General features: G+C 72.7%; 17 protein-coding genes. 7 read left to right on the forward strand and 10 right to left on the reverse strand.

What is annotated here, in order from left to right; all coding sequences use genetic code 11:
* The first annotated feature begins 24 nt into the window (after nucleotides 1-24).
* From Q0994_RS29245 to Q0994_RS29255, 3 genes are all read left to right on the forward strand, one after another.
* Entirely contained in the window at nucleotides 25-894 is an 870-nt protein-coding gene (locus tag Q0994_RS29245; RefSeq protein ID WP_299540519.1) for an AraC family transcriptional regulator, read from the forward strand.
* A 177-nt stretch (nucleotides 895-1071) separates the two neighbouring features.
* Nucleotides 1072-1887, forward strand: a complete 816-nt coding sequence (locus tag Q0994_RS29250) for an AzlC family ABC transporter permease (protein WP_299540522.1) — start codon at nucleotides 1072-1074, stop codon at nucleotides 1885-1887.
* Nucleotides 1884-2189, forward strand: a complete 306-nt coding sequence (locus Q0994_RS29255) for an AzlD domain-containing protein (protein WP_299540525.1) — start codon at nucleotides 1884-1886, stop codon at nucleotides 2187-2189. The genes Q0994_RS29250 and Q0994_RS29255 overlap by 4 nt, the downstream gene beginning before the upstream one ends.
* A gap of 8 nt (nucleotides 2190-2197) precedes the next feature.
* Here the strand turns inward: Q0994_RS29255 and Q0994_RS29260 are convergent, their stop codons facing one another.
* Complete coding sequence (locus Q0994_RS29260) at nucleotides 2198-3121, reverse strand: hypothetical protein (RefSeq protein ID WP_299540527.1); 924 nt, start codon at nucleotides 3119-3121, stop codon at nucleotides 2198-2200.
* Between the two features lie 80 nt (nucleotides 3122-3201).
* On the opposite strand from Q0994_RS29260, the gene Q0994_RS29265 reads away from it, so the two are divergent.
* The 4 genes from Q0994_RS29265 (at nucleotide 3202) to recX (ending at nucleotide 7082) form a co-directional block, all read left to right on the forward strand.
* Complete coding sequence (locus tag Q0994_RS29265) at nucleotides 3202-3396, forward strand: DUF3046 domain-containing protein (protein WP_299540529.1); 195 nt, start codon at nucleotides 3202-3204, stop codon at nucleotides 3394-3396.
* Nucleotides 3397-3643: 247 nt separating this feature from the next.
* On the forward strand, nucleotides 3644-4858 hold the full coding sequence (locus tag Q0994_RS29270) for an AI-2E family transporter (protein ID WP_299540531.1): 1215 nt from the start codon (nucleotides 3644-3646) through the stop codon (nucleotides 4856-4858).
* 283 nt (nucleotides 4859-5141) lie between these two features.
* Nucleotides 5142-6269, forward strand: coding sequence for a recombinase RecA (recA, locus tag Q0994_RS29275; RefSeq protein WP_299540533.1), 1128 nt, complete (start codon nucleotides 5142-5144; stop codon nucleotides 6267-6269).
* 3 nt (nucleotides 6270-6272) lie between these two features.
* Entirely contained in the window at nucleotides 6273-7082 is an 810-nt protein-coding gene (gene recX, locus Q0994_RS29280) for a recombination regulator RecX (protein ID WP_299540536.1), read from the forward strand.
* 276 nt (nucleotides 7083-7358) lie between these two features.
* Here the strand turns inward: recX and Q0994_RS29285 are convergent, their stop codons facing one another.
* The 9 genes from Q0994_RS29285 to Q0994_RS29320 form a co-directional block, all read right to left on the reverse strand.
* On the reverse strand, nucleotides 7359-8075 hold the full coding sequence (locus tag Q0994_RS29285; protein ID WP_299540539.1) for a hypothetical protein: 717 nt from the start codon (nucleotides 8073-8075) through the stop codon (nucleotides 7359-7361).
* Nucleotides 8076-8640: 565 nt separating this feature from the next.
* Nucleotides 8641-9129 (reverse strand): rhodanese-like domain-containing protein, encoded by a 489-nt coding sequence (locus Q0994_RS29290; RefSeq protein ID WP_299540541.1) that lies wholly within the window; start codon nucleotides 9127-9129, stop codon nucleotides 8641-8643.
* A 31-nt stretch (nucleotides 9130-9160) separates the two neighbouring features.
* Nucleotides 9161-9802, reverse strand: coding sequence for a cysteine dioxygenase (locus Q0994_RS29295; protein WP_299540543.1), 642 nt, complete (start codon nucleotides 9800-9802; stop codon nucleotides 9161-9163).
* 175 nt (nucleotides 9803-9977) lie between these two features.
* Nucleotides 9978-10064 carry a putative leader peptide gene (locus Q0994_RS34210; RefSeq protein ID WP_324608114.1) on the reverse strand — a complete coding sequence of 29 codons (87 nt, stop codon included), beginning with the start codon at nucleotides 10062-10064 and terminating at the stop codon, nucleotides 9978-9980.
* A 32-nt stretch (nucleotides 10065-10096) separates the two neighbouring features.
* The gene (locus Q0994_RS29300) at nucleotides 10097-11761 is read right to left on the reverse strand and encodes an FAD-dependent monooxygenase (protein ID WP_299540546.1); all 1665 of its coding nucleotides are present in this window, start codon (nucleotides 11759-11761) and stop codon (nucleotides 10097-10099) included.
* A gap of 138 nt (nucleotides 11762-11899) precedes the next feature.
* The gene (locus tag Q0994_RS29305) at nucleotides 11900-12859 is read right to left on the reverse strand and encodes an amino acid ABC transporter permease (RefSeq protein WP_299540548.1); all 960 of its coding nucleotides are present in this window, start codon (nucleotides 12857-12859) and stop codon (nucleotides 11900-11902) included.
* Nucleotides 12856-13503 (reverse strand): amino acid ABC transporter permease, encoded by a 648-nt coding sequence (locus Q0994_RS29310; RefSeq protein ID WP_299540550.1) that lies wholly within the window; start codon nucleotides 13501-13503, stop codon nucleotides 12856-12858. Before Q0994_RS29310 ends, Q0994_RS29305 begins: the two co-directional genes overlap by 4 nt.
* Nucleotides 13504-13659: 156 nt before the next feature.
* On the reverse strand, nucleotides 13660-14583 hold the full coding sequence (locus tag Q0994_RS29315) for a glutamate ABC transporter substrate-binding protein (RefSeq protein ID WP_299540552.1): 924 nt from the start codon (nucleotides 14581-14583) through the stop codon (nucleotides 13660-13662).
* Nucleotides 14584-14615: 32 nt separating this feature from the next.
* Nucleotides 14616-15401 (reverse strand): amino acid ABC transporter ATP-binding protein, encoded by a 786-nt coding sequence (locus Q0994_RS29320; RefSeq protein ID WP_299540555.1) that lies wholly within the window; start codon nucleotides 15399-15401, stop codon nucleotides 14616-14618.
* Nucleotides 15402-15699 lie beyond the last annotated feature (298 nt).

Here is a 15699-nt window from a genome sequence, read left to right on the forward strand (position 1 = left end):
CCCCGGACCTGCGAGAATCGGCGCATGGAGGCAGAACCGGGGCTGGACCGGAGCGCGGCGGAATGGGCCCGGCACTGGCGTCACGCGGAGCTGCCCGGACTCGATCTGCTCCGGGCCCGGTACGTGCGTCACACCTTTCCCCGCCACGCGCACGAGGGCTACGTCATAGCGGCGGTCACCGGCGGGATCGAGGACGTGGGGACGCCGGACGGCCGGGTGCGCGCGGGCCCCGGCAGCGTCGTCCTGATCAATCCCGAGGTGCCGCACAGCGCCCGTGCCGGCGGGCCGGAGGGCTGGGCCTACGCCACGCTGTACCCCTCCGCGCGGGTCGTCGGGGAGGTCGCCGCGGACCTGGCCGGGCCGCGCGGCACGGCCGGCTTCGGCGAGACGGCGGCGCACGACCCCGGACTCTCCCGGCTGGTCCTCGGGGTGCACCGGGCGGCGGAGGAGGGCGACGGGCTCGCGGCCGACAGTGTGCTCCGGGTCCTGGTGGCCCGTCTGCTGCGGCGGTACGGCACCAGCCTGCCGCAGGCCGGGCCGCGCACCGCGGGGGCCCGCGACGCGCTGCGGGCCCGTGCCCTGCTGGAGGAGCGCATGACGGAGCCGCCCACGCTGGAGGCGCTCGCGGCGGAGCTCACGACCAGCCCGTTCGCGCTGCTGAGGGCGTTCAAGAAGCAGTACGGACTGCCCCCGCACGCCTGGCTGACCGATGCCCGGGTACGCCGGGCCCGCCGTCTGCTCGACGCCGGCGTGACGCCCGCCGACGCGGCGGTCCGGGTCGGGTTCGCCGACCAGCCGCACCTCAACCGTCACTTCACCCGGATCGTGGGGGTGCCGCCAGGCGCGTACCGGCGCGAGCGCGCGCCGGCGGGAACCCGGCCGTCCGCGGACTGACGGCGCACGCCGGCACCCGAGCCGGGGCCGCGCGCACCGGTTCGCCCGGAGCGCACGACGGGGGCGTGGGACGGGGCACACGGCGGGGGCGTGGGACCGGAGCGCGATGCGGGGCGTGGGACCGGAGCGCAAGAACGTACAAGACCCGACCGGCGCCCGCCCCCTAGGGTCCGGACCGTGGAAGACCAGAACACCCCCGCTCCCGCCCGGCCGGCCGGAGCGGCCTCCGGGCGGGCCCCCGCCCCGCCCCCGCCGGCCGCCACGGTCCCGGAGGGCCCCACCGACGCGACGGTCGTGCGCGACGCGCTCGGCGTCGGCATGGCCGTCGGCCTCTCCGGCTTCGCCTTCGGGGTGACGTCGGCCGGCTCCGGACTCACACTCCTCCAGACCTGCGCGCTGAGCCTGTTCGTCTTCACCGGGGCCTCCCAGTTCGCCCTGGTGGGGGCACTCGCCGCGGGCGGCAACCCGTACACCGCGGCAGCCGGGGCCTTCTTCCTCGGCGTGCGCAACGCCTTCTACGGCCTGCGGCTCTCGCAACTCCTCGCCCTGCCGCGCGCGGTCCGGCCCTTCGCCGCCCACCTGGTGATCGACGAGAGCACGGCGGTCACCCTGCCCCAGCCCACCCGGCGGGCGGCCCGGATCGGGTTCACCGTCACCGGCCTCAGCCTCTACGCGCTGTGGAACCTGACCACCCTCGCCGGAGCTCTCGGCGCCGAGAGGCTCGGCGACACCCGTGCCTGGGGGCTGGACGCGGCGGGCCCCGCGGTCTTCCTGGCCCTGCTCGCGCCGATGCTCAAGAGCGCCACGGAACGCCTCACCGCCGCCCTGGCCGTGGTGCTCCTGCTCGGGTCGCTGCCGGTCCTGCCGGCCGGCGTGCCGGTGCTCGCCGCCGCGCTCTCCGCGCCCGTCATGCTCTTCCTGACCGGGCGGAACGGCGGATCCGCCGCCCCGTCGGACCCCGCACACACGACCGGACCGGGAGGCTCCGCATGAACGTCTGGATCGCCGTCGGCCTCAGCGCGGCCGGCTGCTACCTCGCCAAGTACCTCGGTCTGCTCGTTCCCGCGTCCGCCCTGGAGAGGCCGGTCGTGCAGCGGCTCGCCGCGCTCCTGCCGGTGGCCCTGCTCGCCGCGCTGACCGCGCAGCAGACCTTCGGCGACGGCCGGGAACTCGTGCTCGACGCTCGGCTCGGCGGTCTCGCCGCCGCCGGACTCGCCCTCGTCCTGCGGGCCCCGTTCCTGGTGGTCGTGGCCGCCGCGGTGGCGGTCACGGCGGGCGTACGCGCGCTGGGCTGAGGCGGCCGTCACCCGGCGGGCCGCCCGAGGTCGTCCCCGTACGCGCGCAGTGTCTCCAGGGCCCGCAGGGTCACCAGCGGGCGGGCCTCCAGGGCCGGACCCGGCGCCCACGACCGGTGCGGGGCGGGCCAGCCGCCGTCCTCCTGCTGGCCGGCCCGGAGCCGGTCCAGCGAGTGGGTCAACTCCTCGTCGGTGAACCAGCGTCGGGCGGTCGACCTGGGCGTACGGGCGTAGTCGTGGGGGTGGCGGAGACCGTCCGGCGTGCCGCAGCCGGTCTCGGCCTCCTCGCGCCCGCCCGCGTCCAGCACCACCAGGCCGCGCTGCCGCACCAACCGGCCGAGCCGGTCGGCCGCGGCTTCGGCCCGCGACCGGTCCGGCACCCCGTCGAGGAAGGCGACCGCCGCCTCGACCGCGTGCGGACGCGTCGGTTCCAGGGACTCCACCGCCGCCCAGCAGAAGTCCGTCGCGCGGAACAGCCACGCGTGCCACACCCGGTTGCGGTGCAGCAGTCCGACGATCGGACCGGTGGCCGTCAGGTCGGCCGGCGGGTCCTCGACGACCCGCACGGACGGGGCCGCCGGATAGCCGCGTTGCGTCGGCAACAGCGCGGGGAGCGCGCCCTCCCGCGTGGACGCCCCGCTGAGGTAGCGGCAGATCCGCTCCGCCCGCGGCCCCTCGCAACGGCCGATGGAATCGAGGACGCCCAGCGCGTGGGCGGTGTGCAGCGGCTGGCTCGGCGGACCGCGCAGGTCGGGTTCGAGGGCGTGCCCGTACCCGCCGTCCTCGTTGAGGTACGAGGCCAGCGCCGTGTCGACGGCGTCCGCCGAGCCGCCCAGGAAGAGGTGGGCGAACCGCCGCTGTTCGAGGACGCGGGCCGTCAGCCAGACGAACCGCTCCGCGCGGGCAAGGGTGTGACTTCCGGTTCCAGCCATGGACCGACCGTAGGACGGCGGAACGCTCCGCATGAGCCCTTGCGGGTCGGTTGCACTCTCAGGGGCGGGATACTGGAGGCATGCGGTTGACGATTTTCTGGGAGCGGATGGCGGAGCATTTCGGTGCGGCGTACGCGGACTCCTTCGCGCGCGACCATGTGATGGCCGAACTCGGCGGTCGTACGGTGCACCAGGCACTGGCGGACGGCTGGGACGCCAAGGACGTGTGGCGCGGTGTCTGCGCGGCCGTGGGCGTGCCCGCCGACCGCCGCTGACGGTCCCGGCACCGGCACCGGACGCTCCCGCCCCCTGCCGGCCGGCGGCCGTTTTGTGGCGGACGCCGCCCGGCAGGGGGACGCCTTCCGGTCACCGGGGCGGGCACGGGCCGTCGCCGCGGTAGGCGAGACTGGTCGGGTGGCACCGAAAGACGAGATCGCCCAGACCCCGCCGTCCGCCTCCCCGTCCGCGCCGTCGGCCGGGCCGACTCCGCCGTCTGCTGGGTCGGGGTCGGACACGCCCGGAATGCCCCGTTGGCTCCCGCGCGCCATGGTGCTGGCGCTGGCGCTCGTCGCCTGCTTTCAGCTCGGCAGTTGGGCCTTCTACCAACTCGTGGGGCTGCTGACCAACGTCCTCATCGCGTTCTTCCTGGCACTCGCCATCGAACCCGCGGTCGGCAGGATGGCGGCCCGCGGCATGCGGCGGGGGCTCGCCACCTCCCTCGTCTTCCTGGCGGTCGTCGTCTTCGGGCTCGGCTTCGTGGTCCTCCTGGGGTCGATGCTGGCCGGGCAGATCGTGGACATGGTCGACGAGTTCCCCAAGTACCTCGACTCGGTGATCAGCTGGGTCAACCAGACGTTCCGCACCGAACTCTCCCGCTTCGAGGTGCAGGACAGCCTGCTGCACTCCGACTGGCTCCAGAGGTACGTGCAGAACAGCGCGACCGGGGTCCTGGCGATCTCCACGACCGTGCTCGGCGGCCTGTTCCGGCTCCTGACGATCTTCCTGTTCTCGTTCTACTTCGCGGCGGACGGCCCCCGGCTGCGCCGCACCATCTGCTCGGTGCTGCCGCCCTCCCGGCAGGCCGAGGTGCTGCGGGCCTGGGAGATCGCGGTCGACAAGACCGGTGGCTACATCTACTCGCGCGGCCTGATGGCCCTCGTCTCCGGCGTCGCGCACTACATCCTGCTGGTCGTGCTCGGCGTGCCGTACGCGCCGGCGCTCGCGGTCTGGGTCGGCCTGGTCTCCCAGTTCATCCCCACCATCGGCACGTACCTCGCGGGCGCCCTGCCGATGCTGATCGCGTTCACCGTCGACCCCTGGTACGCGGTGTGGGTCCTCGGCTTCGTCGTGGTCTACCAGCAGTTCGAGAACTACGTCCTCCAGCCGAAACTGACCTCCAAGACCGTGGACATCCACCCGGCGGTCGCCTTCGGATCGGTGGTCGCCGGCACCGCGCTGCTCGGCGCGGTGGGCGCGCTCATCGCGATCCCGGCGGTGGCCACGCTCCAGGCCTTCCTCGGCGCGTACGTGAAGCGGTACGCGGTGACGGAGGACCCCCGGCACGGCGGCGGCCGGACGCGGCGCGGCGTGCCGCTGCTCACCCGGGTCCGCCGCCTCCTGCGGGAGCCGGGGCGGACGGACCGGGAGCGGTCCGGCGGCGACGGGGCCGCGGGCACGGAAGGGGCCGGGCGGGACGGCGGCACGCAGGAGCCCGGGGGCGGCTCGACGCGCGTCTGAGGCCGGCGGAGGGGGCAGCGGCGGCGATCTGCCTCCCGGGGCTGCGTGTTCCGGACGCTTCCGGCGGCTCCGCAGCCGGCCCGGTGATCCCCGGCGCGAGGTGCGGCGTGGTGCGCTTGACACTAAAATCGAACATCTATTCTTATGGGATTCCGGCGAGGTTTCCCCGGGGTCGGGCCCCGGAGTTTTCCACAGGCCGGGAGGACGTCGAGGCCCGTTGTCAGTGGCAGGGGATAGCGTCTGTGACGTGAAGCGATCGACTCAAGCAAATCGGGTGGAACCCATGGCAGGAACCGACCGCGAGAAGGCGCTGGACGCCGCTCTCGCACAGATTGAACGGCAATTCGGCAAGGGCGCGGTGATGCGCCTCGGCGAGCGGCCGAACGAGCCCATCGAGGTGATCCCCACCGGGTCCACCGCGCTCGACGTCGCCCTCGGCGTCGGCGGCCTGCCGCGCGGCCGCGTGGTGGAGGTCTACGGCCCGGAGTCCTCCGGCAAGACCACGCTGACGCTGCACGCGGTGGCGAACGCCCAGCGGCTCGGCGGTTCGGTGGCGTTCATCGACGCCGAGCACGCCCTCGACCCGGAGTACGCCAAGAAGCTCGGCGTCGACATCGACAACCTGATCCTGTCCCAGCCGGACAACGGCGAGCAGGCGCTGGAGATCGTGGACATGCTGGTCCGCTCCGGCGCGCTCGACCTCATCGTCATCGACTCCGTCGCGGCCCTGGTGCCCCGTGCGGAGATCGAGGGCGAGATGGGCGACTCGCACGTGGGTCTGCAGGCACGCCTGATGAGCCAGGCGCTCCGCAAGATCACCAGTGCGCTCAACCAGTCCAAGACCACGGCCATCTTCATCAACCAGCTCCGCGAGAAGATCGGTGTGATGTTCGGCTCGCCGGAGACCACGACCGGTGGCCGGGCGCTCAAGTTCTACGCCTCGGTGCGTCTGGACATCCGCCGGATCGAGACGCTGAAGGACGGGACCGACGCCGTCGGCAACCGCACCCGCGTCAAGGTCGTCAAGAACAAGGTCGCGCCGCCCTTCAAGCAGGCCGAGTTCGACATCCTCTACGGCCAGGGCATCAGCCGCGAGGGCGGCCTGATCGACATGGGCGTGGACCACGGCTTCGTCCGCAAGGCCGGCGCCTGGTACACGTACGAGGGCGACCAGCTCGGTCAGGGCAAGGAGAACGCCCGCAACTTCCTCAAGGACAACCCGGATCTCGCCAACGAGATCGAGAAGAAGATCCTGGAGAAGCTCGGCATCGGCGTCCGGCCCGAATCCTCGGAGCCCGAGGCGGGCGGCGACGCCGCGACCACGGTCGCCGCGGCCGACCCGGCCGCCAAGGCCGCACCCGCGACGGCGGCGAAGGCCAAGCCCGCCAAGGCCGCGGCGGTCAAGAGCTAAGCGGTGACACGTCGTACGGAGTGGCCGGACAGCTTCCCGGACCGGGGCGGGGAGCCGCTCCCGCCGTCCGGCGGCGGGACCGGGTCCGGCGAGAGGCCGTCGGAGACCGGCCGCGGAGCGTACGCCCACGGGGTAGGCGCCGGGCCGGACCCCGACGACACCGCGGAGACACGGCCGCGTTCCGGAGCCCGCCGGGGAGCGGGCCCGGGATTCGGTGAGGGAGCGTCCCGGCGCTCCCGTTCCAGAGGCAGCGGTTCCCCTTCCTCGTCGAGGGCCGGGAGAGGGGAGCCGCGAACAACGGGGGACGGCGGGCCCAAGGATCCGGTCGAGCAGGCGCGGAACATCTGTCTCCGCCTGCTGACCGGCACCCCGCGCACCCGGCAGCAACTGGCGGACGCCCTGCGTAAGCGGGACATCCCCGACGAGGCGGCGGAGCAGGTGCTGTCGCGCTTCGTGGACGTCGGCCTCATCGACGACGCGGCCTTCGCCGACGCCTGGGTGGAGTCCCGGCACCACGGCCGAGGGCTCGCCCGTCGCGCGCTGGCACGCGAGTTGCGTACCAAGGGCGTCGACTCCGCGGTGATCGAGGAGGCGGTGGGGCAGCTCGACTCCGAGCGTGAGGAGGAGACCGCCCGCGACCTGGTGGCGCGCAAGCTCCGGTCCACGCGCGGACTGGACCGGGACAAGCGGCTGCGCCGGCTTGCGGGCATGCTCGCCCGCAAGGGGTACGGCGAGGGGATGGCCCTGCGCGTGGTGCGCCAGGCGCTGGAAGAAGAGGGCGAGGACACGGAAGGGCTGGACGAGCCCTTCTGAGGCGGTCGGTTCACCGTGCGGGCGGTACGGTGCCGCGGGCCAGAGCGGGCCCGAGTCGGCGGGGCGGTCCAGGGCGTACACGGTGACGGGGTCGCCGCGCCCCGGATCCTGGCGGCGGGGGAGAACCCGAGGCGCTCGGCCCCGTGTACCGAGGGCTCGTTGCCGGGACGGATCAGCGGGGACCTGGTCGGTGACGGGCCAGTCGGCGACCGGCCTGTCGGTGGCGGGACCTCTCAGTGGCCGGGCTCGTGACGGGCTTGGGGGTGACCGGGCTGGTCAGTGACCGGCTTCTGAGGCGCGGCGGATGCTGGCGTCGAGCAGGGCGAGCGCGTCGGTGGCGGTGCGGCCGGGGTAGCGGTTCCACGGACCGATGAGGTCGGTCCACCCTTGCGCGCGCAGCTCCGTGATCACCCAGGCACCGGCCCGGTCCACGGTGTCGAGCGACCCGTACCCCAGCCGGTGGGCGGTGAGCATCGCCCCGCACAGGCAGCGGGCGCCCCGTGCGTTGCGGAGGCGGTAGGGCGTGTTCTGCCAGCCCCACTCGGTCAGGATCAGCCGGGCGTGGGCGAGGTGGACGGACGGCGGGACGTCGGAACCGCCGATGCGGCGCCACGCGTGGAGGCGGTCGGGCAGGATCGCGCCCAGCCGTCCGGGCAGCCGCCGCTCGGCCGGGGCGGCGGGCGGAAGGGCTCGCAGTGCCTCGTCGACCAGCCGGTCGACCGGCACGGAGAGCAGGTGCCGCCAGTCGGTGGGCGGGGCGGAGGCCGGCCGACCTGGCATCGGGGGCGTGTCCAGCGCCGGGGGCGTGTCCGGCGTCGGGAGTGTGCCCGGGCGGGGGGCAGCCGGGACCGGGTCCGGAAGAAGGGCCGGGGGGAGTGCGCGCGGGGGCGCGGTGTCCCCCCAGCCCGTCACGATCCGCTCCCAGGCCTCCGAATCGTGGAGCCGGGAGACCTGCTGGTCGAGTTGGTCGGGGGTGAGGAGCGGGGAGTCCATCGCGGCGCCATCTCCGTACATTGCGGCCTCGTACTTGAGGCGAATGTCGGCTTCGCGCGGGGCGACCTCCAGTGTGGCGCGGCGTTCGGGGTGTGTCCCCGCGCGTCCGGGGGAACGGCGGGGCGGACCTCGGCGGGGTGCCCGGCCCGCCGCACCCCCGTGGCGGCGGGCCGGGTCCCTGCCTCGCCGGACCGCGTCAGCCCGAGGGCCCAGAGTTCCGGTGGCCTCGGGCTACCGAGGGCCAGGGCTTTCGCAGGCCCGGGTTTCCGCTGTCCCCGGGCTTCCGCCGGGCCCCGGGTTTCCGCCGGGCCCCGGGTTTCCGCTGTCCCAGGGCTTCCGCGGGCGCCGGGCTTCCGACGCCCGCGGGCTACCGACGGCACGGTCCCGGTAGCGGCGGCCCCGGTGCTCGGGCCGTGCCGGTGCCCGCTCCGGTGCCGCCGGTGCGCCCGGGACCATCGGCACCTTCGGCGCCCGGTGTACCCGCTGTGGTCGCTGTGCCTGGTGTGGGCGCTGCGGGATGGCGGGGGCGGCCCCTGCGCGGCGCGTGCCCGGTGTGCTCGCCGTGCTACCGGTGTCCGTGGTGCTCACTGTGTCGACCAGCGTCCCCCGTGCTGTCCGTGCCCGCCCCGGTCACGGGCAGGCCGGCGGCGCGCCAGGCCTGGAAGCCGCCGACGAGGTCGGTGGCCCGGTGCAGGCCCAGTTGCCGGAGGGAGGCCACCGCCAGGCTGGAGGCGTACCCCTCGTTGCAGATCACCACGATGTGCAGGTCGTGGCCGACTGCCTCGGCCGCACGGTGGCTGCCCCGCGGGTCGAGCCGCCACTCCAGTTCGTTGCGCTCCACGACGAGCGCGCCCGGGATCACCCCGTCGCGTTCGCGCAGGGCGGCGTACCGGATGTCGACCAGCAGGGCTCCGTCGGCGGCGGCGTCGGCCGTCTCCTTCGGACCGATCCGCTCATAGCCGGACCGGACCCGCTCCAGCAGTTCGTCGATGCCGACCGGCGTCACCGGTTGTCCGCCCGTGCCTGCCGTTCCGCCACCCTGGTCCGCGGTCATCGGGTGCCTCCCGTCCGTGCGGCTCGGGCCGTCACTGCCAGTCCTGCGGGCGCTCGGTCTGCTCCAGCCGTAGGACCGCGCCGGAGCGGCTGTACCGGCGGATCTGGGGGAGCGGCGGGTAGTAGGCGTGCACCGAGACGGCGTGTTCGGCGGTCGACCCGTTGAGTACCTCGTGCACATGGTGGCGGCCGAACGCCCGGCCCTGACCGGTGAGGAGTTCGCGGCTGCGGTCGATTCCCTCGCTCAGTTCGAGGGTCTTCCAGCCGTCCGTGGGCAGACGGGCGGCCAGCGAGTGTTCCTGGAGGGTGCCGGCGGCGGTGGTGAACGCCCCGATCGACTCGGCGTGGTCGTGCCAGCCGGTGCCGGTACCGGGCGGCCATCCGATGAGCCAGGCTTCGCTGCCGCTCGGACCTTCGAGCCTCACCCAGGTGCGGGTCTCGGGATCGAGGGGGAGCGAGGCGACGAGCGCCGGATCGTTCGCCACGCGACGCACGAAGTCGAGGAGTTCGGTGAGCGTCGGCCCGTCACTCCCCGAGGATGCCGTACTCCCCGAGGACGCCGTACTCCTCGAAGGCGCCCCGGTCCCCGAAGGGGTCGCGGGCGCGGTGGCGACCGGAGGTACCGGGTGCACCGGGACGGAGGCACCGGCTACGGCGGAAGAAGCGGAAGACACCGCGGAAGGCGCGGAACCCACGGCGGAAGCCGAAGGCACCGAAGGCACCGAAGAGGCAGAGGACACGGATGAGGCAGAAGTCACGGAAGACGCAGAAGACATGGAGGCCCGTCCTGAGGGTTCGCGAGGAGGCGCGCGGCGTGCGTGGACGGCACGGCGCGGCAGGGTCGGCGAGTCAGCAGGACGGGCGACACACGCAGCCCGCATAGCGGACGAGGTCCATATGGACCCTCCGCCACAGGCGCACACGGGTGTCGGTCATGGGTGGGAGTAGACCACGGGGGCCGACGCCGGTCAATTGATCGTGGCGGTCCTCGAGGAGCGTGCGGACGTGCGTGCGGAGCCCTCGCCGTCGCCGCGAGCTCCTTCAGGCCCGCCCCGCGTCACGTCGGCCGCGGCGAACAGTTCGGCCGGCCGCACCCCGGCGAAGGAGGTGACGAGATGGCCGTCGGGGCGTACCAGCAGCACCGTGTGGGCGACGGCGCCCGGGTAACTCTCCGCGACCAGGATTTCGCCCGGGACCGGCAGGGCGCGCACCGCGTCCGCGAGGCGCGGCATGACTCCGGCGGTCATCCAGTGCCGCCGGTCCCAGACCCCGGTGCCGGGGGCGACCAGAACGACGAGGAGCCGGCCGAGACCCAGCCGGTCGCGCAGCCGAACCGTCGTGCCGTCCGGCGCGGTCACCCGGACGTCGGCGACCGGCGCACCGGAGGGCGTACCGACCGGGCTGTGCGCCTGGGCGTGCTGCGGTGCGAGGGGGGAGTGCGTGTACGAAGGGGGCGCACCCAGGGGTCCGCAGCCGAGATGGCCGTCGGCGAGCAACGCGTCGTGGCCGCGCGCCCCGCCCGACACCAGGCTCCGCAGTCCTCCGCCGCCGCGCAGTATCGGCAGCGACTGGTCGGCCGCGCGCAGTCGGCCGGCCACCGCCGCCCGCCGTTCGGCCTGGTAGCTGTCGAGCAGCACCTCGGAGGCGCCGTGGTGCCAGGCGAGCGCGAGTTTCCAGGCCAGGTTCTCGGCGTCGCGCAGCCCCTCGTCCACCCCCTGGGTGCCGAGGGCGCCCATCAGGTGGGCCGCGTCCCCGGCCAGGAAGGCGCGCCCGACCCGCCAGCGCAGCGCCAGCCGGTGGTGCAGCGTGTAGACACCGGTGTCGAGCAGTTCGTACGGAGGCGTCTCGCCGCACCAGCCGGCCAGCGTCTCCCGGGTCCGGGCCACCAGTGCGTCCGGGGTGACCAGGTCGCCGCGCGGCGGCAGCAGCCAGTCCAGCCGCCAGACGCCGCCGGGCAGCGGCCGTGCCGACACCTCGTCGCCGCCGGAGCGCCACGGCGGCTGACGGTGCAGCACCGCCTGTCCCGGCCAGGGGAGTTCGGCCCGCAGCGCGGCGACGGCGTGGCGCTCGACCGCGGTGCGGCCGGGAAAGCGGATCTCCAGGAGTTTGCGCACCGTCGAGCGGGCACCGTCGCAGCCGACGAGGTAACTGCCGCGCCACCAGGTCGCGTCGGCCCCCTTGGTGTGCACGGTGACGCCCCCGGGATCCTGCTCCAGGGTGTCGATCCGGCTCAGCGGGACCATGCGGACCAGCGGCTGGGCGGCGACTGCGGCACGCAGCCCGCGGGTGAGCACGTGCTGGGCGAGGTGCACGGGGGCCGGGAGGCCGCCGCCGTCATGCTCGCCGCCGTCACCCTCGTCCCCGTCGTCGCCCAGCGGGACCTCGCGCACCACCTGCCGACGGCGCATGGAGCGCCAGCCGGTCCAGCGCAGTGCCGGGATGCCGGGCGGCCGCACACCGAGCCGTTCCACCAGGGCGGCGGTGTCCTCGCGGAGCACCACCGTGCGGGCGGGGCGTGGTTCGTCCTTCCCGGGGCCTTCGTCGAGGAGCACCGACGGGACGCCCTGGGCCGCCAGCGACAGGGCCAGCGTCAGGCCGACCGGCCCGGCGCCGACGACGATCACCGGGTCCACGGCGTGTGCCTCCCGGCCCGAACGGTCATGCGGTGCGTGATCACAGAACGTATGCAACCCACTGGGGATGCTCGCGTCAAGCGAACGAGGCAGCGACGCGTGCGCCGCTGCCTCGAATGCTTCCGCCGGAGGGGAGGTTCAGTCCTTCCCGGCAGCCCCGCCCGTCCCGGGGGCCGCGTCGGTACCGGGGACCTGCGGCGCGTCCGCGCCCCCTGCGCCCCCGGCGTCCGTCGCGAGCGGCACGGCGGCCGTCTCGATGTCCGTGACCGGTGCGGCGCTGGCCACCGCGATGCCGGTCTTGGCCCGGCGGCCGCGCTTCTCGATCCAGGTGGCGAGTCCCGACAGCAGCAGACAGAGCGCCACGTAGATGACGCCCACGACCGCGATGGTCGAGACGTACGGGTACTGGCCGTTCACCTGGGTGTTGGAGGCGATCAGGCGGGCCGTCGCGAGCAGCTCCGGGTACAGGATGATGTAGCCGAGCGAGGTGTCCTTGAGGGTCACCACGAGCTGGCTGATGATCGTCGGCAGCATGGAGCGCACCGCCTGCGGCATCAGCACGGTCACCATGACCTGCGTCTTGCTCATGCCGAGCGCGTACGCCGCCTCGCTCTGGCCCCGGGGGACCGAGTTGACGCCGGCCCGCAGCACCTCGGCCTGCACGCAGCCGTTGTAGACGGACAGGCCGAGGGCCAGTGCCCACATCGAGTAGTCGGTGAGGAAGCCGACCCAGATGGCGTAGATCGTGATGAGCAGCGGGATCGAGCGGAACAGCTCGATGAAGCCGGTGGCCAGCCAGCGGACCGGCTTGTGGTCGGAGAGCCGGCCGACCACCAGCACCACGCCGAGGACGAGCGATCCGACGGCGGCGAGTCCGAAGGCCTTGAGGGTGGCCACCAGGGCGTCGGCGATGTTCTGCCGGATGCCCGAGTAGTTGAAGATGTCCCACATCTCGGGGGCGAGGTGGCCCTTGTCGGCGAGCCGCACGACGCTGATCGCCAGCAGGGCGACGATGAGCGCTCCGCCGATGACGGCGTACAGCCGGTTGCGGACGACGGCCTTGGGACCGGGGGCGTCGTAGAGAACGCTGGCACTCATCGGGCGACCTCCATGCGGCGCTCCAGCAGCCGGAACAGCCCGCTGATGACAAAGGTGACGACCAGGTAGCCGAGTGCGACCCAGATGAAGACGGGGGTGATCGAGTAGCCCCGGTCGCTCATCAGCTTCTGCCAGCCGAAGAGTTCGGCGACGCTGAAGGCGCCGGCGATCGCGGAGTTCTTGGTGAGCGCGATGAAGATGCTGCTCAGCGGGGGGATCACGGAGCGGGTGGCCTGGGGCAGCACCACGATCCGCAGGGTCTGGGAGAACGTCATGCCGATCGACCGGGCGGCCTCGGCCTGCCCCAGCGAGACGGTGTTGATGCCCGAGCGGACCGCCTCGCACACGAACGACGAGGTGTAGAGGCCGAGGGCGAGCGAGCCGAGCAGGAATGGGCTCATGCCCGGGAAGAGGATCTCCGGGACGACGAAGAAGAAGACGAGGAAGAGCAGGGTCAGCGGGGTGTTGCGCAGCAGCGTCACCCAGGCCGTGCCGAAGATCCGCAGCGGCGGTACCGGCGAGACGCGCAGGCCGGCGACGAGTACGCCGAGCACCAGCGCGATCACCGAGCTGACTGCGGTGATCGACACGGTTCCTATGAAGCCGTCGCGGAACTCTGGGAAATTGTCGAGCAGTACGTTCATGGGGTCTCCGCGTCGGCTGTCAGCGGCATCGGGGCAGGGGAAGCGGCGCCCCGTACGCGCGTCGCGGCGGCCGGCTGGGGCCGCGGCGGCGTACGGGACGCTCGGGGGAAGGCGCGTCCGTCCGGTGTCGGTGGGGCCGCACCGGTCAGGGTGCGGTCAGTAGCGCTCGATGGCCGGCGGCTCGGTGTACTCGGAGCCGGACAGGCCGAGGGTCGCCTCGTAGATCTTCTTGTACGTGCCGTCCTTGATGTGCTCCTCCAGCGAGGTGTTGATCGCCTCGCGCAGGGCGGCGTCGTCCTTGTTGAGGCCCACGCCGTACGGCTCCTCGGTGAAGGGCTTGCCGACGACCTTGAGCTTGTCCGGGTTCTGCGCCGCGTAGCCCTTGAGGATCGAGTCGTCGGTGGTGACGGCGTCGACCTGCTTGGTCAGGAGCTGCTGCACGCAGTCCGAGTACTTGGCCAGCTCGACGACGCTCGCGCCGTACTCGGGCTTCTTGATCTCCTGCAGCGGGGTGGAGCCCACGATCGAGCAGACCTTCTTGCCCTTGACCGCGTCCTTGCCGGTGATGGCGGTCTCGTCCTTGCGTACCAGGAGGTCCGCGCCGGCCTTGTAGTACGGACCGGCGAAGCCGACCTGCTTCTTGCGCTCGTCGTTGATTGTGTAGGTGCCGACGAAGTAGTCGACCTGGCCCTTGGAGATGGCGGTCTCGCGGATGCCGGAGTCGACCGTCTTCCACTCGATCTGCTTGGCCGAGAAGCCCAGGTCGGCGGCGACCATCTTGGCGATCTCGATGTCGAAGCCGGAGCGCTCCTTGGTCGCCTGGTCCTCGAAGCCGAGGTAGGGCTGGTCGGCCTTGGCGCCGATGATCAGCTTGCCGCGCTTCTTCGCCTCGGCGAAGGTCGGCGAGTCCAGGTCGACACCGGTCGCCACGGAGTACGTCGGCAGCTCGGGGGCGCCGGAGGCGCCGGGCTTCGTGCCGGCGGGCTTGTCACCGGCCGAGCCCTCCTTGCCGCCGCACGCGGTGGCGGTCAGGGCGATCACGGCGATGGCCGCGACGGCGGCCGACTTGCGGAGCTTCATCTGAACATTCCTTCGGTCGTCGGTCGTTGTCATCAGTGGTGCAGGATCTTCGACAGGAAATCCTTGGCACGGTCGCTGCGCGGGTTGCTGAAGAACTGGTCCGGCGTGGCCTCTTCGACGATCTTTCCGTCCGCCATGAAGACGACACGGTTGGCCGCCGACCGGGCGAAGCCCATCTCGTGGGTGACGACGATCATCGTCATGCCGTCCCGGGCCAGTTGCTGCATGACCTCGAGAACCTCGTTGATCATCTCCGGGTCGAGCGCCGACGTGGGCTCGTCGAAGAGCATGACCTTGGGGTTCATGGCCAAGGCCCGTGCGATGGCGACGCGTTGCTGCTGGCCGCCGGAGAGCTGCGCCGGGTACTTGTCCGCCTGCGCTCCCACGCCGACCCGGTCGAGCAGCGTCCGGGCCTTCTCCTCCGCCGCCTTCTTGTCCGCCTTGCGGACCTTGATCTGGCCCAGCGTGACGTTCTCCAGCACCGTCTTGTGCGCGAAGAGATTGAACGACTGGAAGACCATGCCCACATCGGCACGCAGCCGGGCCAGCTCCTTGCCCTCCTGGGGCAGGGGCTTGCCGTCGATCGTGATCGCGCCCGAGTCGATCGTCTCCAAGCGGTTGATCGTGCGGCACAGCGTGGACTTGCCGGACCCGGAAGGCCCGATGACGACCACGACCTCGCCGGAGGCGATGGTCAGGTCGATGTCCTGGAGCACATGCAGCGCGCCGAAGTGCTTGTTGACGTTGCTCAGTACGACAAGGTCGTTCGCCGCAGGCACGGCATCCTCGGCGGCCTTGGTCACTGAAACTCCGCTCATCGGCTTCTTGCTCCGTCCTCCTCGGGTGGCAAGGACACTAGTGACGCAATGCGATCAACGTCATTACATCTGAGCGAGAATTGAGCATAACGATCCGGCGGCAACCGGACACACCGCGTGAACGGGGCGACCGGACCGGCGGCGGGGCGTACCGGGTGCATAACGGAAACCCCGCCGTAACGGGCCGGGACTTGACTGGAGTCCCTCCCATCGGCGTGGATGCCCTGGGGGAAACCGCCGACGGAGCGGGCGAACGGAAGGCCGCGGGCGGACGGCTTCCCGGTGAAGGGCCCGCTAC

Origin of the sequence: uncultured Streptomyces sp. (genome assembly GCF_947488945.1) — a bacterium.
In the GTDB taxonomy this organism is placed as follows: domain Bacteria; phylum Actinomycetota; class Actinomycetes; order Streptomycetales; family Streptomycetaceae; genus Streptomyces.

What these genes read in the sequence shown, in the direction of transcription:
- Q0994_RS29265 (WP_299540529.1), top strand. Translation starts at nt 3,202, where the DNA reads ATGCGGTTGACGATTTTCTGGGAGCGGATGGCGGAGCATTTCGGTGCG.
- Q0994_RS29285 (WP_299540539.1), bottom strand. Translation starts at nt 8,075, where the DNA reads ATGGACTCCCCGCTCCTCACCCCCGACCAACTCGACCAGCAGGTCTCC.
- Q0994_RS29270 (WP_299540531.1), top strand. Translation starts at nt 3,644, where the DNA reads ATGCCCCGTTGGCTCCCGCGCGCCATGGTGCTGGCGCTGGCGCTCGTC.
- Q0994_RS29260 (WP_299540527.1), bottom strand. Translation starts at nt 3,121, where the DNA reads ATGGCTGGAACCGGAAGTCACACCCTTGCCCGCGCGGAGCGGTTCGTC.
- recA (WP_299540533.1), top strand. Translation starts at nt 5,142, where the DNA reads ATGGCAGGAACCGACCGCGAGAAGGCGCTGGACGCCGCTCTCGCACAG.
- Q0994_RS29305 (WP_299540548.1), bottom strand. Translation starts at nt 12,859, where the DNA reads ATGAGTGCCAGCGTTCTCTACGACGCCCCCGGTCCCAAGGCCGTCGTC.
- Q0994_RS29255 (WP_299540525.1), top strand. Translation starts at nt 1,884, where the DNA reads ATGAACGTCTGGATCGCCGTCGGCCTCAGCGCGGCCGGCTGCTACCTC.
- Q0994_RS29315 (WP_299540552.1), bottom strand. Translation starts at nt 14,583, where the DNA reads ATGAAGCTCCGCAAGTCGGCCGCCGTCGCGGCCATCGCCGTGATCGCC.
- Q0994_RS29290 (WP_299540541.1), bottom strand. Translation starts at nt 9,129, where the DNA reads ATGACCGCGGACCAGGGTGGCGGAACGGCAGGCACGGGCGGACAACCG.
- Q0994_RS34210 (WP_324608114.1), bottom strand. Translation starts at nt 10,064, where the DNA reads ATGACCGACACCCGTGTGCGCCTGTGGCGGAGGGTCCATATGGACCTC.
- Q0994_RS29310 (WP_299540550.1), bottom strand. Translation starts at nt 13,503, where the DNA reads ATGAACGTACTGCTCGACAATTTCCCAGAGTTCCGCGACGGCTTCATA.
- Q0994_RS29320 (WP_299540555.1), bottom strand. Translation starts at nt 15,401, where the DNA reads ATGAGCGGAGTTTCAGTGACCAAGGCCGCCGAGGATGCCGTGCCTGCG.
- Q0994_RS29245 (WP_299540519.1), top strand. Translation starts at nt 25, where the DNA reads ATGGAGGCAGAACCGGGGCTGGACCGGAGCGCGGCGGAATGGGCCCGG.